The sequence below is a fragment of the Streptococcus sp. 27098_8_22 genome, assembly GCF_041432415.1.
GTDB lineage: Bacteria > Bacillota > Bacilli > Lactobacillales > Streptococcaceae > Streptococcus > Streptococcus pseudopneumoniae_M.
Genome location: NZ_JAPVZP010000003.1, coordinates 1 through 21,172 on the forward strand (window position 1 = coordinate 1; position 21,172 = coordinate 21,172).

The window sequence follows — 21,172 nt, forward strand, 5'->3', positions numbered from 1 at the left end:
TTTGATTTCTGTCTTGTGTTTTTGAGTCTTTAATGTTATTGATTATAAGTTTGTAATTCACGTAAAGCTGGCTAGTTTTTCATAATCTAATTTTCAGACAAAGCAAAAAGCCCACTGTTGTAGGCTTTCTGTAAGATATTTCTTAAAATTAAAGCATTTTGTTGTAGAATTCAACGACAAGTGCTTCGTTGATTTCTGGGTTGATTTCGTCGCGTTCTGGCAAACGAGTCAATGAACCTTCCAATTTTTCAGCGTCGAATGATACGAATGCTGGGCGTCCAAGAGTAGCTTCTACTGCTTCAAGGATTGCTGGAACTTTCAATGATTTTTCACGAACTGAGATCACTTGACCTGGAGTTACACGATATGATGGGATATCAACGCGTTTTCCGTCAACAAGGATGTGACCGTGGTTTACGAATTGACGAGCTTGACGACGAGTAGTCGCAAGACCAAGACGGTAAACAACGTTATCCAAACGGCGTTCCAAAAGAAGCATGAAGTTGAAACCTAGGATTCCGCCTTTGATTTTTGTAGCTTGTACGAACAAGTTACGGAATTGTTTTTCACCTACACCGTAAGTGAAGCGAAGTTTTTGTTTTTCAGCCAATTGCAAACCGTATTCTGACAATTTAGAACGGTTGTTTGGTCCGTGTTGTCCTGGTACGTAGTTACGACGTGCCAATTCTTTACCTGTACCTGTAAGTGAAAGGCCGAGGCGACGAGCTTGTTTCCAAGATGGTCCTGTATAACGTGACATGTGAATGTCCTCCTGATATAAATAATATTTCGGTGGAAATAGTCACTTAGAAAGCCCTGATTCGTGCAGATGCCCTTCGCCTAAACAGCCAAGGTTACTTATTATAAGACACCTGTTGACGAGCTTCATGCTTTCCTGCTGATATTTCACACAAGCTCTATTCTACCATGAATGGCTGGATTTGTAAAGGGGGGTTAAGCTTTATTTTCACTACTAGAAAGTTTGAGAAGGAGGGTAAAGGTGCTTCCTAGGCCGTACTGGCTGGTAACTGTGATTTCTCCACCTAATTGATGGGCTAATTCACGCGCAATCGCAAGGCCTAAGCCATGGCCACCTGTTTTCATATTACGCGAAGTTTCGACACGATAAAGGCGCTTGAAAATATTCTCCAAATCCTCTGGGGCAATGCCCTGTCCCTCATCGGTCACACTGATTGAAAGCTGGTTCTTTTTCAGCTTAGCTACTACCTCCAACTTGGTTCCTGGAGCAGAGTATTTAAAAGCGTTATTGACCAGATTCACCAAGATACGAGAAAGCTTGGCATAATCTCCTTCAATCCGAGCAGACTCAGGAATAACTTGCAAGTGGACATCTCTTTCCTCCTGCTCAATCAAAAATTGAAATTCACTCATGCACTCAATCAAGAGCTGATCCAGAAAAATACTGTCTTTTCCAGTCGTCTTCTCCTGATTTCTAGTTGTATTTAGGCTCAAAAAATTCAACTCCTCAACCAGTTTATTAAGTCTTTCTGCCTGACGTCCAATAGTTGCTAAATAATGGGCTTCTTCTCCTTCCTTGATAACTCCATCCAAAATTCCTTCAACCGTTGCTTGGATAGAGGTGATGGGAGTCTTGATATCATGCGAAAGCTGGGCAATCATCAAGCCCTTTTCTCGTTCGCTTTCTTCCAAAGAATCAAAGGTAGCCTGTAAATCATGGGACATTTCATTAAAAGCCTGGCCTAATTGCTGAAATTCCACAGGCCCTTGAACCTCAAGATTTGAAGGAAAATTCTTATCCGCTACTCGCTTGGCATGTTCCTTGAGTTTACCCAATGAAGTAAAAACCGGAGATAAGAGATAGAGACTAATTCCAGCACCAACAAAACTTGCCATGAGAGTCATACCCACTAGGAAATAAATCTCTCTTTCTTCAATTAACATTCGTTGGACTGCCCAAAAAACTACGATAATCGTTAGGAGTGTTGAAATGATATACCCCACTAGAATATAACTTTTTAATTTCATTGACTACCTCGTGCTTTCTCAATTTTGTAGCCCAAGCCCCAAACTGTTTTTATGGTGGGCGTTTCTGCACTAGCATATTTAGCCAACTCCTGTCGAAGAGCATGAATATGAACATTTAAGGTATTGGTATCATCCACATAGTCTTCTTGCCAGACCTTTTCATAGAGATCTGTCTTAGAGAAAACTCGCTTTGGATTGCTGGCTAAAATCCATAAAAGATCGAAGGATTTGACTGTCAAATCAAGTGCTACATCTCCTACTTGAGCTTCATGACTACCGTGATTCATTCGTAAATCCCCGAGACTAACAACCTCTATCTCACCCCCACGATGAAGGCGACGCAAGATATTGTAGACACGTAAAACCAGCTCACGAGGGCTAAAGGGCTTGGCAATAAAGTCATCTGCCCCCAAGCTTAGGCCGTAAATCTTGTCCTGCTCGCTTGTCTTAGCCGTAATAAATAAAAAAGGCTGATCTGGAGATTGATACTGAACCTCACTAATCAAATCATAGCCATCCATCCGAGGCATCATGATATCTGTAATAATCAAATCAATCGGTTTTCGCTTGAAGATTTCCAAGGCCTCTACTCCATCATGAGCCACCAAAACCTGATACCCTGCCTGAACCAGATAGCGTTGATGAATATCTGTGATTTCTACCTCGTCGTCAACGAGTAAAATGGTCTTTCCCATCTGTCTCTCCTTTGAAAAAAACAGTGCTATACCACAATAGTATAACACTATTTTAATCGCTTTACGAACATTCTAAACCATATCTGGATTTTTCAAATCCTAGATAGAAACTCTGTAGCTAAACTAGTCATTTTCCTCTTTTTTAGCTTTCAAACCGAGACCACCTAACAGTCCAGCCAAAGCTAATCCAAAGAAGCCAATAGGAGCCATTGATGTTTGGGCTTCACCAGTATATGGAAGCATATCTTTTTTGTCTTTCATTTGATCAGCCATCATCGGACTTGACATCTTGTTATTAGATGCCATCTTGCCTTCATCAGGCATTTTGCTTGTGGCTGCTGGAACTTGATCTTGTTTCATACTTGGTGTTGCCATAGGCTGACTAGCATTCATGGTTTTATCTTGCTCTTTGTTAGGCATCATCTTATCCTGGCTAGTAGCTGGCATTTTAGATTTCATCGGATTGAGAGGCTTATACCCATTCAAATTAACAGTCAAATTCTTAGTCGCTACGAGATTGCTCAAATCGGCCTTACCATCTTTAGCGCCGTACACTTTGATAGTAGCTTTATAGCTTTGAGTGCCGTTTTGTTTTAAGAGGTCAAGCAAGTCTTTGTCTGATTTACCTTGAGTGCCAGCCAAATCTACTTCATAGAAGTAAAGACCTTTGCCCAATTTTTCTACTGGTGGAAGGGCGGGATTTTTGGCTGAACCGTTGTCTGACCATGGGGCCTTATCGGAGGCTTTCAAAATAAGACGAGTCAACATACCGTCACCAGCGAAGAATTCGTATGGAATAACTTGATTGACGCCAGCTGTAAATGGGCCTGGGAAGTTCGCTTTGTCCAAGTAAGTAGCTGGGACGTCTACTGTATCTTTGGTGTTGTCGGCCACACCTTTTTGCACTTCAGCTGGAGTAGTCAAACCATTTAAGTTGATATCCAAATCTTTAGTCGCTACAAGATTGCTCAAGTCTGCCTTGCCATCTTTTGCACCGTACACTTTAATAGTAGCTTTATAGCTTTGAGTGCCGTTTTGTTTCAAGAAATCAAGAAGCTCTTTATCAGATTTTCCTTGAGTGCCGGCCAAATCCACTTCATAGAAATAGAGACCTTTGCCCAATTTCTCTACTGGTGGGAGGGCAGAATTTTTAGCTGAACCGTTGTCTGACCATGGGGCCTTGTCAGAGGCTTTCAAGATGAGGCGGGTCAACATACCATCACCTGCGAAGAATTCGTATGGAATGACTTGATTGACACCGGCTGTGAATGGACCTGGGTAATTAGCCTTGCCCAAGTAAGTGGCTGGGACGTCTACTGTGTCTTTGGTGTTGTCAGCCACACCTTTTTGAACTTCAGCTGGAGTAGTCAAGCCATTCAACTTGACATCCAAATCCTTAGTCGCTACAAGATTGCTCAAATCGGCCTTGCCATCTTTTGCACCGTACACTTTAATAGTAGCTTTATAACTTTGAGTACCGTTTTGTTTTAATAGGTCAAGCAGCTCTTTATCAGATTTACCTTGGGTACCTGCCAAATCCACTTCATAGAAGTAGAGACCTTTGCCCAATTTTTCTACTGGTGGAAGGGCGGGATTTTTAGCTGAACCGTTGTCTGACCATGGGGCCTTGTCTGAAGCTTTCAAGATAAGACGAGTCAACATACCATCACCAGCGAAGAATTCGTATGGAATGACTTGGTTGACGCCGGCTGTAAATGGGCCTGGGAAATTGGCCTTATCCAAGTAAGTGGCTGGGACGTCTACTGTATCTTTAGTATTGCCAGCCACACCTTTTTGAACTTCAGCTGGGGTAGTTGCTGGTTGAGCTTCATTTACTTCACGGTCTTGTCCAGAAACTGTAGGCGCAGGATTTGTCGCAGGTTTAACCGCATCTTCTGTTTGTTTATTAGATTCTGGTTTTGCTTGCACTTCTTCTTTGGGCGCTACTACTTGGTCTTTAGCACCTGCAGCTGTTTTTTCTGGAGAGTTTATAGTATCCAAGCTTGCTTTAGGTGTTGAGTCTGCCTGTTCTGAAGGAAGAGCTGTATCGACTGCTTCTTTGAGAAGTTCTGCTGGTAAGTCGCTCTTTTCACTCACCGAAGCAGCGTCTGGCAAGACTTGGGCAGGGGTGGGATTGACTACATCGGCACGCGCAGAACTTGGTTGGCCAACTAGGACAAAGAAGCCACTAGCCACAACAACTGAAGCAACACCGACACTAAGACGACGAATAGACCAACGAGTATATCTTTGATTTGGATTGAATTTCATAGGATTCTCCTTAGAGTTTTTCTTTATTTGATGACTCTAGTATAATCTCCTAAAATTAAAAAGGATTAAGAAAAAGTTAAAATTTTTCTTAAATCCCTCTTATAAAATACTTATATTGACTCAATAGTCGTTGAAAAAAAGAATAGTCATTCCTCTTCTACTCACTAAGGCTTGCTAGGGTATCCAAATGTTGGTTATTAATCACCGCCATGATATAGGTATCCGGTTTTAATAAATCATTTGGTCCAAACTGTACATCTAAGGGAGCATTTTCGTAGTCACGAAAACCGAGGATATTGAGATTGTATCGTCCTCGAAGGTCTAGTTGACTAAGACTCTTACCTGACCACGATTGTGGAATTTTCATCTCGACAATTGAGACATTCTTGTCCAACTGAAAGACATCTACACTGTTATTAAAGAGAATCGTCTGTGCCAACGAACGACCCATCTCAAACTCTGGTGAAATGACTGAGTCTGCACCGATTTTTTCAAGGACTTTTTTTGCTGTATGGCTTTTAACCTTAGCAATAACAGTCGGTACCCCTAGACTCTTGCAATGCATGACTGCAAGAACACTAGACTCTAGATTTTCACCAGTTGCGACGACTACGGTATCGCAGGTATCAATTCCAGCCGATAGCAAGAGGTCCTCATCTGTGATATCTCCAACAACACCACGCACCAAGACTGGTTCAAATTGATTGATTCGTTCCTCATGGTTGTCAATAGCGATAATATTTATATCATGCTTGGCGAGAGTAGCCAGAACACTACTCCCAAAAATACCCAAGCCTAAAATTCCAATTGTTCGATCTGACATAGCATTTCCTTTCTTATCCTATGGTAATATCAGCTTTCATATAATGAATCATGTCTTTCTTATCTGGTTGATACTCAGCCAAACTAACTAATAGTGTGAGTGGTCCGATCCGTCCTATAAACATCAGTAGCATGATGACACTAAGCGCTAGCTTACCTAACTCTGGTGTCAAATTTGCAGTTACTCCGACCGTAGCAAGAGCAGAAATAGTTTCAAACATGATGTAGATAAAGCGCGGATTCCCCTCGGCTGTTATTCCTACTAAGATTAAGCCCGATAAAAAAGTTATCAAGAAGATAATGAAAACACTGAAAGATTTCTGGACTGTTCGTGGTTCAATCGTTCTCCGAGCTACATTTGCATGAGGTAACCCTAAAAGTTCACTGCGTGCGAATACCAACAAGACAAAGAAGGTTGTGATTTTTAGTCCCCCTGCTGTACCGCCAGGTGCCCCACCCAGAAACATCTGCAAAATATAGATCATCAAGGTAACAGGCCTAGCCTGAGTAAAATCAATAGAAGCAAATCCTGCCGTCCGCATGCTGACAGTTTGGAAGAAACTGACTAGCAATTTATCAGGGATGCTGAGATTGCCAATCGTTCCCGGATTGTTCCACTCTATCAAGAGGGTTGAAACTGTTCCAGTAAATAAAATTCCAGCTGTCAAGAAGAGAACCAACTTGGTATGGAAGCGAAGCCGCCGTTTTTTCTTGCTCAACTGCGTGGCCAGGTCAAACCAAACCATGAACCCTAGACCACCTGTGATGATCAAAGCAGCAAGCACTAGATTAATCAAAGGATCAGTTTGAAAAGCTACTAAACTTGTGCTTCCAAAATTATCAAATCCAGCATTACAGAAAGCTGAAATAGCTACGAAGATAGAGGTAAAAATCCCCCGGCCCCAACCAAATTCTGGAACAAAACGAAAACTTAACAGGAAGGCTCCGAGTCCTTCAACGATAAAAGTCGTCAAAAAGATGGAACGTAGGAAATCCTTCAAAGACTGAGTTTCTTCAAAACTAAAACTCTCCAGAATCGTTTCACGACCTCGAAGACTTAGCTTTTGCTTGCTTTGAATATAGAAGACTCCTATAAAGGTCATGAGACCCAAACCACCAATCTGGATCAAAAACATACAGATTAACTGACCCCAGATGTTATATGTGGTAGCTACTGGTTGAGTAAAGAGTCCTGTCACACAGACCATGGATACTGCTGTAAAGAGATGGTCGAAACAGGTCGCTTGAGAGCTTGTTGCTTGCACAAATGGCAGACTCAAAAGAAGAGAGCCTGCGAAAATAACCAAAGCAAAACTCAAAAAAATTCGACGAGCAGGTGATAAACGCCCCAAGGTCGTGTTTATTTTTTCCGAAAATGATTTGAATAACATAGCTACATTGTACCATAAAATAGTTAAAGCAGTCACATATGACTAACGATTTCAAGACAGAGTTCTAAGGCCTTGCCAAAAGCTTCTGCCCCCCAGTCACGACTGTCGTAGTTATCTAGATCTGCCAAGGAATCTGCGGTAAAGAGCAGCTCTCCCCAGACAACCCCACGTAGTTGGGCTACTGCCGCAAGAGCTGCACACTCCATCTCCACAACTGCACAGCCTTCTTCCTTACGATAGGCAACTTTTTCAGCTGTTTCTCGGTAAAAACCGTCTGTCGACCAGGTCATAACCTCCTCGTAAGGAATACCTCTTTGTTCCAAGACTTGCTCAATGGCAGAGATAGCCTCAGTCTGCATCTCCATATAACGAGAAGGCGCTGCATAGTGGTAGCTGGCACCCTCATCTCGCAGAGCGCGAACAGGGACGAGAAAGGCATTTTCCTCAATATCGGCTAGGACTCCACAAGTACCAGTAGAGATGATTTTCTCCACACCGTAGCCAATCAACCAATCCATAAACTGGGCCGCTGGAGCAGAACCGACAGGAGCTTGGGCTAGACAAACTTTTTCGCCTTTGTAGTCCATGACATAGACTGGATAAGTCTTGGTGGCAGAAACGAACTCACCAACACAATCCGCCCCTACTTCCTGAGCATAGCGGTCAATCTCCTCCTCCAAAAATGCATAGATGCACTTCTTTGGCAATTGTAAATCTAATCCTTCGTGATTGGGCATGATGACTGCCTGAGGATTATCGTCAAACTCTAAAATAGGAATAGCATGTTTTTGAATCATAGAATACCTCCTCTAAATTTTTACTATTATAACAAAAGCCAAACGAAAGTCAAGACGGGAGGCTAAATCAAATCAGAAAAACCTACCTTAAGTAGGAAACAACCATTAAATGCTTTTTCCTCTACTAACAAAATTGCTAAAACTTAGGAATTAGTTTATAATAGATTGAATTTGAAAAAGGGAGAAATCTTATGAAATTCTATTCATATGACTATGTTCTAAGCCAGATCAGTCAACAGAATTGGGCCATGGTTATTGTGTCGACGCTCTTAGTGATTGTGACTGGATTCTTTGCATTTAAAGCTTTCAAAGATAAAAAAGGGAGCAAGTTCCGTGAATTATCGCTCATTTCTATTTTGACCTTAATCGCATTCGTTTTGATTAGCATTACGAATTTTCAAAACAGCCAATCCAATGATAATCAATTTCGTAGTTCCTTACACTTCATCGAGATTGTATCAAAAGAGTTAGGTGTTGATAAAAAAGATATTTATGTCAATACTTCAGCTACTACTGATGGAGCTATTATTAAGGTTGGCGACAATTTTTATCGCGCCATTAGCGGGACTGACCAAGATAGCTATTTATTAGAAAAAATGGAACTCTATAAATCAGATGTGGAACTCGTGGAGGTTGAAAAATGATAAGCTTTTTTGCTACAATTGCAATTAAATTGGCCTTGGGGCTTCTTTCTCTTGTTTTTGTTATTAACGTAACAGGTAAAGGAAATTTAGCACCAAGTTCTGCAGTGGACCAAATCCAGAACTTTGTTCTCGGGGGTATTATCGGTGGGGTTATCTACAATAGTTCTATTACCATCATCCAATACATTGTTATCCTCATTATTTGGACTATTCTCATTTTACTCCTTAAATGGTTGAATACCAATGTTTCCTTCATCAAACATCTGATTGACGGAAAACCTACGATTATCATTAAAAATGGAACATTAGATCCAGAAGCTTGTCGCTCAAAAGGTCTTGCAGCCGCAGATGTAGCTCTTAAATTGCGCTCTCAAGGAATCTTCCAACTGAAGGATGTCAAGAGAGCTGTGATTGAGCAAAATGGGCAGTTGATTGTCGTAAGAATGGGCGATGAAAATCCTAAGTATCCAGTCATTACAGACGGCGTTGTCCAAGTTGAAATCCTAGAAACCATTGGCAAAACTGAAGAATGGCTAACAGAAAAATTGAAAGAAGAAGGTTTCGAAGAAGTCTCTAATATCTTTATCGCTGAATATGATAAAGGTCAATTGAATGTTGTAACCTATTAAGAAATAAACTGATGCTTTTCGTATCAGTTTTTTGCTTTTTAACAATAAAAGGTATATACTTAATTTAATATCTGATTTAGTTTAGATAATTCAAAAATTTAACGGAGGTATCCCCCATGTCAATCGAAGAAAAATTCAACCAAGCTAAAGGTTCTGTTAAAGAAGGTCTTGGTAAACTAACTGGCGATACAAAAACTCAAGCAGAAGGAGCTGCAGAAAAGGTAGCTTCAAAAGCTAAAGAAGTTGTTGAAGATGCAAAAGAAGCTGTCGAAGGTGCAGTATCTGGCGTAAAAAACATCTTTAAAAAAGACGAGGAATAATTCTTTTTCGTCCTAATAACATAAGAAAATCTCCCTTCTCTTTCGAGAAAGGAGATTTTCTTTTATGGTTGTCCACCAGGGCCTCCATTTCCTTGAGGGCCACCGCCAGGTGCTCCTCCGCCTCCAGGCATAGAATTGACGATTTCAGTTTGTTTTTCACCGTTGAGGTAGATATCTCCACCTGTATAGGTCGCTGTTCCATCAAAGTCAAAACCAGTTTGACCAGTCATTTTGATGGTTCCTCCATTAACTGTAATGTTCCCGTTTGAGTCAATTGGATCCGTGTCCCCTTGACCAACTTCAACGGTCAAATTCCCACCATTCATAGTAAAGAAAATTTCACTTTGTTGGGCATTTTTGTTGGCTGCATTGACACCATCGTCTGTAGAGTAGATGGTGATGTCTCCACCGTTGATAGTGATTGATTTACCTTCTAATCCTTCTGTAGATTTCTTTACGGTATAGGTTCCGCTATCAATCACCAAATCACCTGATGCGTGGATACCATCGTCCCCTGCAGTAACGGTTATAGTGTTATCAGAGAGATACATGGTTCCAACAGAAGTATCGTCATCATTATCAACCTTAACTCCGTCTTCCTTGGCATCGATAGCCATGGTTGTGCCGGTAATGTTGAGTTCATCATTGACATTAAAAGCGTCTCCGACTGCTGTGATATTGTAAGTACCGCCTATGATGTGAAGTGTGTCGTTGGCCTTGATAGCATTGTTTTTCTTGCCATCTACATTGAGAGTTCCTTTACCATTGATGGTCAAGTCCACTTTAGAAAAGAGGGCCGCGTCAGCCTTGTCATCACTATTTGAAGCTGAATCTGAAAGGCTATTGGTTGTGCCATCTGCTAGAGTTAGGTAAACATGTCCAGCTGATGTTGCAGAAATAGCTGCATTGGCATTGGTCATTGTTACACCATTTAGAACGATGTGTACGTCATCTGAACTTCCAGCTTCGATCTTGATTTGAACTCCATCAGATTGACCAGAAATCACATAGGTACCTGACTTAGAGATTGTAACGGTAGATCCTGATACGGCCACTCCGTCACCTGATACCGTCGCCGTTGATCCTGACAAAGTTACAGTTGCAGCTGTTTTTTCATCATAAGAAGTATCATAGTCCTTATCTGTAAAGTAACTAGATGTTTTCTTATTAGTAGTTACTGTTGTCGTTGCAGTACTATTGCTAGCTGTTGTATTTGAAGTTGACTGGGTACATGCTGTTACCAGTGCTAGAGTTGTTATACTTGTTAATAGGAATGTCCATTTTTTTGCTTTCATGCCCGTTTCCTCGTCTTTCATTTTACATGCTCTTAGTCTACGGGTCTTTCCTAAAAGAAGCCTAAATTTTTTCTGAAAGTTTTCTTAAGTTTAGTTTCAATTAAGTTAAATTTAACAAAAGTTTTAGATAAACTCTTTAAAATCCTAGACAAACAAGCTCGTCCTTGTTTAAAAATAGTATAACCCAAGATTAGAGGAGAAGGACTTATGAAACCAATCGAAACAACTTTTAAGCGGATTGAAACCAAATATGTTGTCTCCAAAGAAAATCTAGACAACTTGATTAGGGACTTAAAGGAATATTTGGTAGAAGATGACTATCCAATTTCAACTATTTCAAATATCTACTTTGATACGGAAGACTTTGCTGTGCTCCAAGATGATGATTTTGGAAATAATCGAAAAGAAAAGGTTCGGATGCGGACCTATCTCAGCCAACCCAAAGCAGATAGTCAAGTATTTTTAGAAATAAAAACCAAGGACCAAGAAGGAGTTGGTCGTAAATTTAGACTACTCTCAACTCCTATTTCTATCCTTAATTTTATGACCAAAGGGCACTTGGATGCTAGTATTACTGATACAGTCGTCATTGAAAAAGTGAAAAAGCTTCACCAAGATTACAAGCAAGCTATCAAGCCTCGTATGTACATCTACTACGATCGTTATTCATTAAAAGAAAAAAAATACATCGAGGGCTACGACTATAATAAAATTCGTATCACCATTGACCAAAATCTAATCTATAGAGATGAAAATGTCAGTCTCTTCGCAGGAAATCAAGGGGCTCCTCTATTAGATGACAATACTGTGATTATGGAGATTAAAGTTCCTGGAAACAAACCTCAGTGGTTACAAGACATTCTAGACAAGTATGGTTTGATGGATCACAAATTTTCAAAATACAGTTGTGCTTACCACAAATCTCAAGGGCTTCCTTATGCACCACGTCCCAGTATAGAAAGCGCAGGTACCGCTTATGCTTAATCTATTTAACTCAATTTTCAACAACGCCACTGCAAGTGCAGACCCCTTCCAACTACTACTGGCACTTCTAGTCAGTCTAGTCCTCGGTTTGGCACTTACTTGGACCTACAAATATCGGACCCTCTATACCAGAGAATTTGCTATCAGCTTGACTCTGCTTCCCTGCCTTATGACCTTAGTTATTTTTCTGGTCAATGGGAGTTTGGGTACTTCGATTGCTGTAGCCGGAACCTTTAGTTTGATTCGTTTCCGTTCTGCAACTAGTGGTTCAAGAGAACTGATTGCAATTTTCCTAGCCATGATTATCGGTTTGGCTTGTGGAACAGGCTATATCTTCCTAGCAATTCTCTTCACGCTCTTTATCTTGGGCGTTTGGTTCCTTTTGGAAAATCAACAAGTCAAAACTGACAATCAACGTCGTAGACTTTTGACAATCACGGTAGCTAATCAGGAGAAGGTACAGGAAGCTATCCAATCAGCTCTTGACCAATTCTGCTCAGAAATTGACATGATTACGATCAATAGCACAAATGCAGGGGACAACCTTAGCATTGTCTATGAAGTCGAGCTAAAAACAGAGGCAGACGATTTCCAAGTGACTAGCTACCTCACACAAAATATTGATCAGTGCGATGTGGCATTGACTAAAAAAGCTAAAAAGAGAAAAAATCTCTAAAGACGAAAAACGAGGCTGGGATAAAAATTCCGACCTCGTTTTTTGCTAGCAATAAGTTTTTGATCCTGAGACTGGTTAGGCTTTTCGTTTCCAAAGAGTTCTTGTGAAAAAGACTTCACTTTCTCTTTCTACAACCTTTAATTTCCTTTAACTGGAATCTCTTTGATAACTCGTGCTGGATTTCCTGCTAGAACTACATTATCACCAAAGGATTTTGTAATGACCGCTCCTGCTCCTGCAACGACATTATCCCCTAAAGTAACACCCGGTAGGACAATGACACCACCACCTGCCCAAAAGTTCTTACCAATCTTGATGGGTTTGCCAAATTCTAGTCCCGAGTTTCGTTCGTCGGGATCCAGTGGGTGAAGGGGTGTTAAAAATTGACAGTTGGGACCAATCATAGCATTGTCACCGATGGTTATAGGACAAACATCTAGCATAGTTAAATTCCAATTGGAATAAAAATTTTCTCCCAGATGAATATTGAACCCGTAATCTACTACCAATCGAGGATTGACATAAAGATTTTCACCAGTTGAACCAAACCAGCTTTTGATGATTTCTATACCTTTTACTGGGTCGACTTCTTCATTAAAAGCAGCTTGTTTTTGTCGCGCTGTTTGCGCTAAGGCACGGAGTTCTGGATCAAACGGGTGATAGTGTTCCCCCGCAATCATTTTTTGATATTCAGTTTTCATGTTTTAATTTCCTTGCTTTTTTAGATGATTGTAGCATAGTTCTATCTTTAGTACAAGCATCAAAAAAACTAGTGCATCGCACGATGCACTAGTTTCTTATTAGAAAGTTGACTTTTATCAATACTTTACAGAGTTGATTAGTCTTCTTTCTTTTTACGAGCCATAAGTCCGAATCCACTCAAGATACCTACTAAACCAAGGGCAGCAAGACCAGCATGATCTTCAGTACCAGTATTTGGCAATTGAGGAGCAGTCTTAACTGTTTCTTCGACCACAGGAGCTGGATTAGCAGGAGTTTCTGGAACTTCTGGTTTCTCTGGATCTGGAGTTGGTTCTGGATCTGGAGTCGGCTCTGGATCCGGAGTCGGCTCTGGATCTGGAGCTGGTTCTGGATCTGGAGTTGGTTCTGGATCTGAAGTTGGCTCTGGATCTGGAGTTGGCTCTGGATCTGGGGTCGGCTCTGGATCTGGGGTCGGCTCTGGATCTGGAGTCGGTTCTGGATCTGGAGCTGGTTCTGGATCTGGAGTTGGTTCTGGATCTGAAGTTGGCTCTGGATCTGGAGTTGGCTCTGGATCTGGAGTTGGTTCTGGATCCGGAGTTGGTTCTGGATCTGGGGTTGGCTCTGGATCTGGGGTTGGCTCTGGATCTGGAGTTGGTTCTGGATCTGGAGTCGGCTCTGGATCTGGAGTTGGCTCTGGATCTGGAGTCTTCACTTTTTCGTAGACATGTTCAGTGTCCCCGTTTGGAAGTTTCTTAGTCTCTACGAAGCGGTAGCCTGGGATATCTTTCTTAGCTTGTTCGCCGTCTTCTGTTGGATAACCTGGAATTTCATTTCCGTCTTTATCCTTGTGACTAGTCTTAACCTTCTCATAAACGTGCTCTGTGTCCCCGTTTGGAAGTTTCTTAGTCTCTACGAAGCGGTAGCCTGGAATATCTTTCTTAGCTTGTTCGCCGTCTTCTGTTGGATAACCTGGAATTGCTTTACCTTCTTTGTCTACAAATGTAGTAACAGGAGTTACTGTTGGCGTGTATATTGCAGAAGCCTTAGTCCCGTTTACGTCTTCACGGACAACAGTTACTGATGGTGCAGTACCAGTAAATTCTGGTTCTGGTTTGAAGGTTACTGTGCCATCTGGGGCTACTGTATAAGTACCAACACCAAGAATTGTCTTGGTTGTTGATCCATCTTCAAATGTAGCTGGAACATCATCATTCATTGGAACACGGCTATCGCCTTCCTTGAATGTTGGTTTACCAGACTGTTCTTGACCTTTTGGTCCAATAGTTGTAGCTGGTGTTCCTGTAGGAGTTACCGGTGTAACAGTTGGTGTGTAGGTCGCAGAGGCTTTGGTTCCGTTCTTATCTTCGCGAACAACCGTCACAGCTGAAGCAGTTCCAGTAAATGATTTCTCAGGTACGAAGGTTACTGTACCATCTGCTGCTACTGTGTATGTACCAACACCGTCAACTGTCTTGGTAGTTGAGCCATCGTCGAAAGTAGCTGGAACGTCATCGTTCATTGGTACACGGATGTCACCTTCAGTGAATACAGGTTTACCTGTTTGAGTCGCACCTTGGATATCAGTAGATGTCGCATCTTCAGATGTTGGAACGACTGGAGTAATCTTCGGTGTATATGTTGTTTCTACTGTTGTTCCATTTGTGTCAGCTGCTTGAACCTTAACTGGAACAACAGCACCTGAGTATGATTTATCAGTTGGTGTGAAGGTTACAACACCTGTTTCCTTATCAACTGTGAAAGTACCAACAACCTTGCCTTCTGGTGATTTAGCATCTACAGATGTAGCTGGTTGACCATTCTCGCCAAGAAGAGTAATGGCATCCTTGTCGATTGGTACAACTGGATCACCTTCTGTGAAAGTAACTGTTCCAGTTTGAACCACACCTTGAGGTCCAGTTGATTCGGCCGGAATTGCTGTTGGGGTTACTGAAGTCACAGTTGGTGTGTAAGTCGCAGAAGCTTTGGTTCCATTCTTATCTTCACGAACAACCGTTACGGCCGGTGCTTTACCTGTGAATGACTTTTCAGGAACAAAGGTTACTGTACCATCTGCAGCTACTGTATATGTACCAACACCATCTACTGTCTTCGTAGTTGAACCATCGTCGAAAGTAGCTGGAACGTCTTCGTTAATTGGTACACGGATGTCACCTTCGGTGAATGCAGGCTTACCTGTTTGGGTTTGACCTTGTTTACCAGTTGATGTTGTATCTTCTGCAGTCGGTGTTACAGGAGTTACTGTCGGGGTGTATGTTGCAGAAACTTTGGTTCCGTTCTTATCTTCACGGACAACAGTCACGGCAGGTGCAGTTCCGACGAATGATTTTTCTGGCACGAATGTAACTGTTCCATCTGGAGCTACTGTGTAGGTACCGACACCATCTACTGTCTTAGTTGTTGAACCATCGTCAAATGTCGCTGGAACATCTTCATTGATAGCTACTGTTTTCTCAACACCATCAACGGTTACTGTTCCTCCCTTGAATTCAGGTTTACCTGTTTGAGTCGCACCTTGGATATCTGTTGATTCAACTGGAGTAGCCGTTGGAGTTACTGGAACAATTTCAGGTGTATAAGTTGTATCCACTTTGATACCGTTTGAACTTTCAGCTTGCACCTTGGCTGGTGTTACCGCGCCAGTGTATGATTTGTCTGACGGTGTGAAGGTTACTTGTCCAGTAGCTGAATCGATCGTGAAAGTACCGATTTCAGTTGTACCATCAGCTGCATAAGCTGGCGTAGTTGTAACTTCATTATCATCTTTATCCAAGAGCTTATAACTATTTGATTTAATGGTTACAGGTTTATCTTGACCATTTACTTGGACAGTTGTTCCTGCAAAAATTGGTGTGCCTGTTTGAGTTGCACCTTGGATATCTTTTGAAGTAGCTGGTTGAGCTGTTGGAACAGCAGCTACAACAGTTGGTGTATAAGTTGCATCCGAAGTGATTGTCGCTGTTTTACCAGCTGCGTTTGTAATAGTTGCTGTTGCTTGAACTGTGACACCTGTTGCAATTCCAACAAAGTCTTTTTCAGGAGTAAATGTTACCGCTCCTGTAGTAGGATCAATTGTATATGTTCCTTCGCCTGCTACAGTTACTGTTGTTTCAGCTGTTGGCTGACCTGTTGCAGGATCAATCAATTTCTTACTTGTAATTTGAGCAGTCTCATCATTACTCAAAGCAAATGTTGGAGTCTCAGTTTGAGGAACATTTTGAATGTCTTCAGAAACTTTATTTGTTGGAGTAAGAGTGACTGGAGTCACAGTTGGTGTGTAAGTTGCATATGCTTTGGTTCCGTTCTTATCTTCACGAACAACGGTTACTGCTGGTGCAGTACCTACAAAGTTTGGTTCTGGAACGAAGGTTACGGTACCATCTGCGGCTACTGTATATGTACCAACGCCGTCAACTGTCTTGGTTGTTGAGCCATCATCGAAGGTTGCTGGAACAGCATCGTTCATCGGCACACGGCTATCACCCTCAGTAAATACTGGCTTACCAGTCTGAGTTGCACCTTGGATATCTTTTGAAGTTGCAGGACTTGTTGTTGGAGTCACAGGCGTTACTGTTGGTGTGTAGGTTGCTGAAGCCTTAGTTCCGTTCTTATCTTCGCGAACAACCGTCACTGCCGGAGCAGTTCCAGTAAATGATTTCTCAGGAACAAATGTCACAGTTCCGTCTGCGGCTACTGTGTATGTACCGATTCCGTCAACTGTCTTAGTAGTTGAGCCATCATCGAAGGTTGCTGGAACGGCTTCATTGATAGCTACAGTTTTCTCAACACCATCAACAGTTACTGTTCCACCCTTGAATTCAGGTTTACCAGTTTGTGTAGCACCTTGAATATCTTCTGTTTCAGCTGGAGTTGCTGTCGGTGTGACAGGAACAATCTCAGGCGTGTAAGTTGTATCCACCTTGATACCGTTTGAGCTTTCAGCTTGAACCTTGGCTGGTGTTACCGCGCCAGTATATGATTTGTCTGACGGTGTGAAGGTTACTTGGCCAGTGGCTGAATTAATTGTGAAAGTACCGATTTCAGTGGTACCGTCAGCCGCATAAGCTGGTGCACTTGTCACTTCATTGCCACTATGATCCAAAAGCGTATAGCTATTCTCTTTAATGGTAATAGCTTTATCTTTGCCGTTTACTTGAACAGTTGTTCCTGCAAAGGTTGGTGTACCGGTTTGAGTCGCACCTTGGATATCTTTAGATGTAGCTGGTTTAGCTGTTGGAACAGCCGCTACAACCGTCGGTGTATAAGTTGCATCTGATGTGATGGTCGCTGTCTTACCGTTCGCATTGGTAATCGTCGCAGTCGCTTGAACTGTGACACCAGTTGCAGTTCCAACGAAGTCTTTTTCAGGTGTGAAGGTTACTGCGCCTGTAGTAGGATCGATTGTATATGTACCTTCACCTGCTACTGTTACAGAGGTTGCATCAGTCGGTTGACCAGTTGCCGGATCTACCAATTTCTTGCTAGTGATTTTAGCAGTCTTGTCGCTACTCAAATCAAAGGTTGGCGTTTGGGTTTGAGGAACATTTTGAACATCCACAGAAACCTTGTTTGTAGGAGTCACTGTGATTGGAGTGACCGTTGGTGTGTATTTAGCGGTTGCTGTCTTTATATAGTCAAGTTGAACATGACCATCCTTATCTCTACCTACTGGTACAGATACTGACACCGTTACTCCTGAAGCAGTTCCAGTAAATCCTGGTTCTGGTACAAAGGTAACTTTCCCAGTCAAATCGTCTAAGTAGTAAATCCCTTCCCCTTCTACAGTTAGAACAGGGTCATTGATAACCTTGCCAGTCGTAGGACTCACAAACTTAGCTGGATAATCAAAATCAGGTGTGATTTTAACTTTCTCACCATTACTATTTGTTCCTTCAAGAGCAAATTCTGGAGCGGCTATTTGACTAGCTCCTTGAACGTCTGTTGAAGTTTTATCAAGCCCTTCCAAATTTTTTGGAGTTACAGTCGGGATATAAAGTCCATCCATTGTATTTATCAAAGTATCAACATTAGCTTCATTAGCTGGGAATTTAGTTGACCAACCTGTGTCGTAGCCATTACTATCTGTACGACGGATAGAGATTCCATCAGCTGTTCCTAAGAAATTATCTTCAGGGATGAATTCTACATCTACGTCTTTACCATTTGCGGTAATCTTATATTTACCTTGACCTGGTACAACATAGTAGCCTTCAGCATCCAAAGTAGCCTTGTTCCCATTTGCATCGACAATGTATGGTGCTACTGTTTCATCAATTTTTGCTGATTCAGTTAAGCTATAGACTTGCAAACCTCGAGCAGTAAAGGCTACAGTTGCTGTTTGTTTAGCAGCTTGAAGACCAGAAGTTTCCTTGAATTCCCCTTTTGGTGGGTGCGTAATTTGAGTCTTGAAGTCTTCTACTTCTCCTGAGAAGGCCATACCTGTTGGGCTTTCAATTTCTTTAGCATTCTTAGCGATACGAAGACGAACCCCCAATTCAGTAACACTAGGGTCAATATAAGTTTTGCTGCTTGTAAATGTTAACTCAACTATACCATCTTTCGTAATAGTAGCTAAATTTGAACGCTCGTCTTCATCGAAGGTTCCATTTTGATTGAAGTCTACCCAACCGTAGATATTTGCCTGTGCAGCCCCATCAGTATGGGCTTCAACAGAAATCTTATAATTACCTGGTTTGGTACGGTCCATCTTGATCATCTCATTGGTTTTCCCTTTAAGATCATCTGGAAGCAATTGGTCGATTCCTTCATCAGCCGTTGTCGCTTTATCGTCACCAGTCCAATCAAGGGTATTGTTTTCATCCATATCAGGACTCAAATGTCCGAGATAGGGTTGGTTTACTTTACCACCAGTAACACCGTCTACAGTTGCAATGGTATGGACCGCCTTACCATATGACTCAGGAGCATCTCCTTCATCAAGTGGGAAGAATCCTAGCATAGCGGACTGTTTCCCACCTGAAGCGATATAAAGCCCCACTTCAGAGGCACCACGTGTCATCACGATTGGAACAGTATAATTACCTGCAGAAATGTTTGGTCCAAAGATACCAGTTCCTAGACCACCCGTAACTTGGTCAGGGTTTCCGAAATATTTCCAAGCTACTGGTTTCTTTTCTGGTCCAACTTCATTAGAATCACGAAGTTGTCTTAGGTTAATGTTATTATATTTAGGTGTAGGCCCCAAAAGGTTATCTGTATCTTGCGGAACGTAAGTTTCAGAGGTGGCTGGTCTGGTAGACTTTTTCCATTCTCCAAGGTGCTGCCAACCTTGTCCGTTGGTAGTGAACATAACAAATTCACCAGGGTTAGCAGACTCACCATCAGCCATAACAATAGCTGGCTTAACTTTCTTTCCACGGAAGGTTGCAGAGATTTCAAACTGAACTCCAATATTTCCACCATTCATAGCTGAACCCATGGTAGTCTTCTTGGTTTTCGTATCAACGTTCTCAAATCTGATTTCAGTCCAACCATTTTGCGCATCAGCGACAATGTCGGCTTCCATGCCATCGTTAAAAGCTTTTTTAGCGCCTGTTGAAGTTACACCCTTTACATATCCATTTTTTGCGTTTGGATCATATGTCGCTTTTTCAGCTTCTGTAGCCCCTTGCTCTTCCATCCGTTTTTTATAGATCTCAGTTGCTTGGAAAGGCTTCAAGGATTTGACTTTTACAGTGACTACATAGCCAGGCATGATTTCCTTGGTATAAGTAGCGCCAACTTGAAGAGCTAATTTTTCTTCTAAATTTTTATCAGGAAAAGCGTCATTTTTAGGAACGAGGACTGTTTTTGCCCCTGTCCAGTTGGCTACATCTCCAAAGTCCAACCAAGTAATCTGGCTAGTCAAGGATTTTGCGTCAAGGTCTGTTGTGAATCCTGGTTTTTCAACTTTAGGAGTTGAAGTTGCATCTTCAACATCTGCACCAATCCCAGTAGTTGTTGCCGTATCTGCACGGAAGGCAGTATTCTTGTCAATCTCTTTACCATTACGAGGGTCGTTTTTACCTGTATTCGCAATTGAGTTTGTACCTTCAGCTGGTTTTGTGTTTTCTGCAGGTTTTCCAGTTGTTGCTTCTGTCTTTTCAGTAACTGCTACTTTTTCTTCAGCTACAACTTTTTCTTTGTTTTTAAGTTTAGCATTGACAGTTGTTACAAGTGATTGATAAGCTGCATCCAACTCATCTTGACTTGTAGCAGATGCAAGAACGTTCTGATCGTTCGCAAGACTAGCTTTAAGAACTTCGACACTCTCATCTGTCTTGTTACTGTATTTACCATTTGCCAAGCTTGCTTCAATCTCAGCAACATAGCCTTGCAATCTTGTTTGATCTAGTTTCAGCTTAGTTTCAGTTGTACCTGGAACAACTGGAGTTGCCTGATAAGTTGTAACATCTTCTTTCTCAGCTTGAGATATAGAAAGAGATTCCGGCTGTTCCTTTTCAGTCGTCACAGCAACTTCGTCAGTTTGCTTATTCTCAGCGACTTCTTCAGCTGCTACTCCTGTAGCCGTTCCAAGCATGACTAAAGTTCCTAGTAAAACTGAACAAACTCCTACATTTAACTTACGAATTGAAAATCGACTAATACGGTCATTAAACAGATCATTTTTCACTAACATTACCTCCAAGCTGCATAAAATTTAACTTAGTTTAGAATAAATATACATTTGCCATTCATTATATTTCGTAAACTAATAACTGTTATATTCTATCATGCCAGCCCTTGAATACCAAACATTTTGCTCAATTTGCTCAATTTTTTGGAAAAATTTTCTACTTTTTATAGCTTAAATTATTCAGTAAATCATATAAAAATCAATATACCTTTTCTATGTATTTAATCATGACCACCCGTCAAACGGGTGGTTTGTACCAGGGCTATAAGCCCAGATAACTAGCCA

At 41.6% G+C, this 21,172-nt stretch carries 15 protein-coding genes; 5 read left to right on the plus strand and 10 right to left on the minus strand.

Annotated elements, in window-relative coordinates; translation table 11 throughout:
* Positions 1–148: 148 nt before the first annotated feature.
* The 7 genes from rpsD to O3633_RS05195 all read right to left on the minus strand — a co-directional run bounded on the left by rpsD (position 149) and on the right by O3633_RS05195 (position 7,983).
* The gene (gene rpsD, locus O3633_RS05165; protein ID WP_000092756.1) at positions 149–760 is read right to left on the minus strand and encodes a 30S ribosomal protein S4; all 612 of its coding nucleotides are present in this window, start codon (positions 758–760) and stop codon (positions 149–151) included.
* 194 nt (positions 761–954) lie between these two features.
* Positions 955–2,007, minus strand: a complete 1,053-nt coding sequence (locus O3633_RS05170) for a HAMP domain-containing sensor histidine kinase (RefSeq protein WP_371620624.1) — start codon at positions 2,005–2,007, stop codon at positions 955–957.
* Complete coding sequence (locus tag O3633_RS05175; RefSeq protein ID WP_371620625.1) at positions 2,004–2,702, minus strand: response regulator transcription factor; 699 nt, start codon at positions 2,700–2,702, stop codon at positions 2,004–2,006. Before O3633_RS05175 ends, O3633_RS05170 begins: the two co-directional genes overlap by 4 nt.
* Positions 2,703–2,825: 123 nt before the next feature.
* Complete coding sequence (locus O3633_RS05180) at positions 2,826–4,973, minus strand: SSURE domain-containing protein (protein ID WP_371620626.1); 2,148 nt, start codon at positions 4,971–4,973, stop codon at positions 2,826–2,828.
* Positions 4,974–5,130: 157 nt separating this feature from the next.
* Positions 5,131–5,796, minus strand: coding sequence for a potassium channel family protein (locus O3633_RS05185; RefSeq protein ID WP_049530153.1), 666 nt, complete (start codon positions 5,794–5,796; stop codon positions 5,131–5,133).
* A 13-nt stretch (positions 5,797–5,809) separates the two neighbouring features.
* Positions 5,810–7,186 carry a TrkH family potassium uptake protein gene (locus O3633_RS05190; protein WP_371620627.1) on the minus strand — a complete coding sequence of 459 codons (1,377 nt, stop codon included), beginning with the start codon at positions 7,184–7,186 and terminating at the stop codon, positions 5,810–5,812.
* A gap of 32 nt (positions 7,187–7,218) precedes the next feature.
* The gene (locus O3633_RS05195; protein ID WP_371620628.1) at positions 7,219–7,983 is read right to left on the minus strand and encodes a nucleoside phosphorylase; all 765 of its coding nucleotides are present in this window, start codon (positions 7,981–7,983) and stop codon (positions 7,219–7,221) included.
* Between the two features lie 191 nt (positions 7,984–8,174).
* Here O3633_RS05195 and O3633_RS05200 point away from each other — a divergent pair, with 191 nt between their 5' ends.
* The 3 genes from O3633_RS05200 (at position 8,175) to O3633_RS05210 (ending at position 9,576) form a co-directional block, all read left to right on the plus strand.
* Positions 8,175–8,627 (plus strand): DUF3290 family protein, encoded by a 453-nt coding sequence (locus tag O3633_RS05200; RefSeq protein ID WP_371620629.1) that lies wholly within the window; start codon positions 8,175–8,177, stop codon positions 8,625–8,627.
* Positions 8,624–9,256 (plus strand): DUF421 domain-containing protein, encoded by a 633-nt coding sequence (locus tag O3633_RS05205; RefSeq protein WP_371620630.1) that lies wholly within the window; start codon positions 8,624–8,626, stop codon positions 9,254–9,256. The genes O3633_RS05200 and O3633_RS05205 overlap by 4 nt, the downstream gene beginning before the upstream one ends.
* A 116-nt stretch (positions 9,257–9,372) precedes the next feature.
* Positions 9,373–9,576 (plus strand): CsbD family protein, encoded by a 204-nt coding sequence (locus tag O3633_RS05210; RefSeq protein WP_371620631.1) that lies wholly within the window; start codon positions 9,373–9,375, stop codon positions 9,574–9,576.
* 62 nt (positions 9,577–9,638) lie between these two features.
* Here O3633_RS05210 and O3633_RS05215 read toward each other — a convergent pair whose 3' ends face one another.
* Positions 9,639–10,871: a carbohydrate-binding domain-containing protein gene (locus O3633_RS05215; protein WP_371620632.1), complete on the minus strand. Its 1,233-nt coding sequence runs from the start codon at positions 10,869–10,871 to the stop codon at positions 9,639–9,641.
* Between the two features lie 207 nt (positions 10,872–11,078).
* On the opposite strand from O3633_RS05215, the gene O3633_RS05220 reads away from it, so the two are divergent.
* Both O3633_RS05220 and O3633_RS05225 read left to right on the plus strand, forming a co-directional pair.
* On the plus strand, positions 11,079–11,855 hold the full coding sequence (locus O3633_RS05220) for a polyphosphate polymerase domain-containing protein (RefSeq protein ID WP_371620633.1): 777 nt from the start codon (positions 11,079–11,081) through the stop codon (positions 11,853–11,855).
* On the plus strand, positions 11,848–12,531 hold the full coding sequence (locus tag O3633_RS05225; RefSeq protein WP_371620634.1) for a DUF4956 domain-containing protein: 684 nt from the start codon (positions 11,848–11,850) through the stop codon (positions 12,529–12,531). The genes O3633_RS05220 and O3633_RS05225 overlap by 8 nt, the downstream gene beginning before the upstream one ends.
* Positions 12,532–12,668: 137 nt before the next feature.
* On the opposite strand, the gene O3633_RS05230 is transcribed toward O3633_RS05225, so the two are convergent.
* Complete coding sequence (locus tag O3633_RS05230) at positions 12,669–13,232, minus strand: sugar O-acetyltransferase (RefSeq protein ID WP_371620635.1); 564 nt, start codon at positions 13,230–13,232, stop codon at positions 12,669–12,671.
* 137 nt (positions 13,233–13,369) lie between these two features.
* Positions 13,370–20,884, minus strand: a complete 7,515-nt coding sequence (locus O3633_RS05235) for a CshA/CshB family fibrillar adhesin-related protein (RefSeq protein WP_371620636.1) — start codon at positions 20,882–20,884, stop codon at positions 13,370–13,372.
* Positions 20,885–21,172 lie beyond the last annotated feature (288 nt).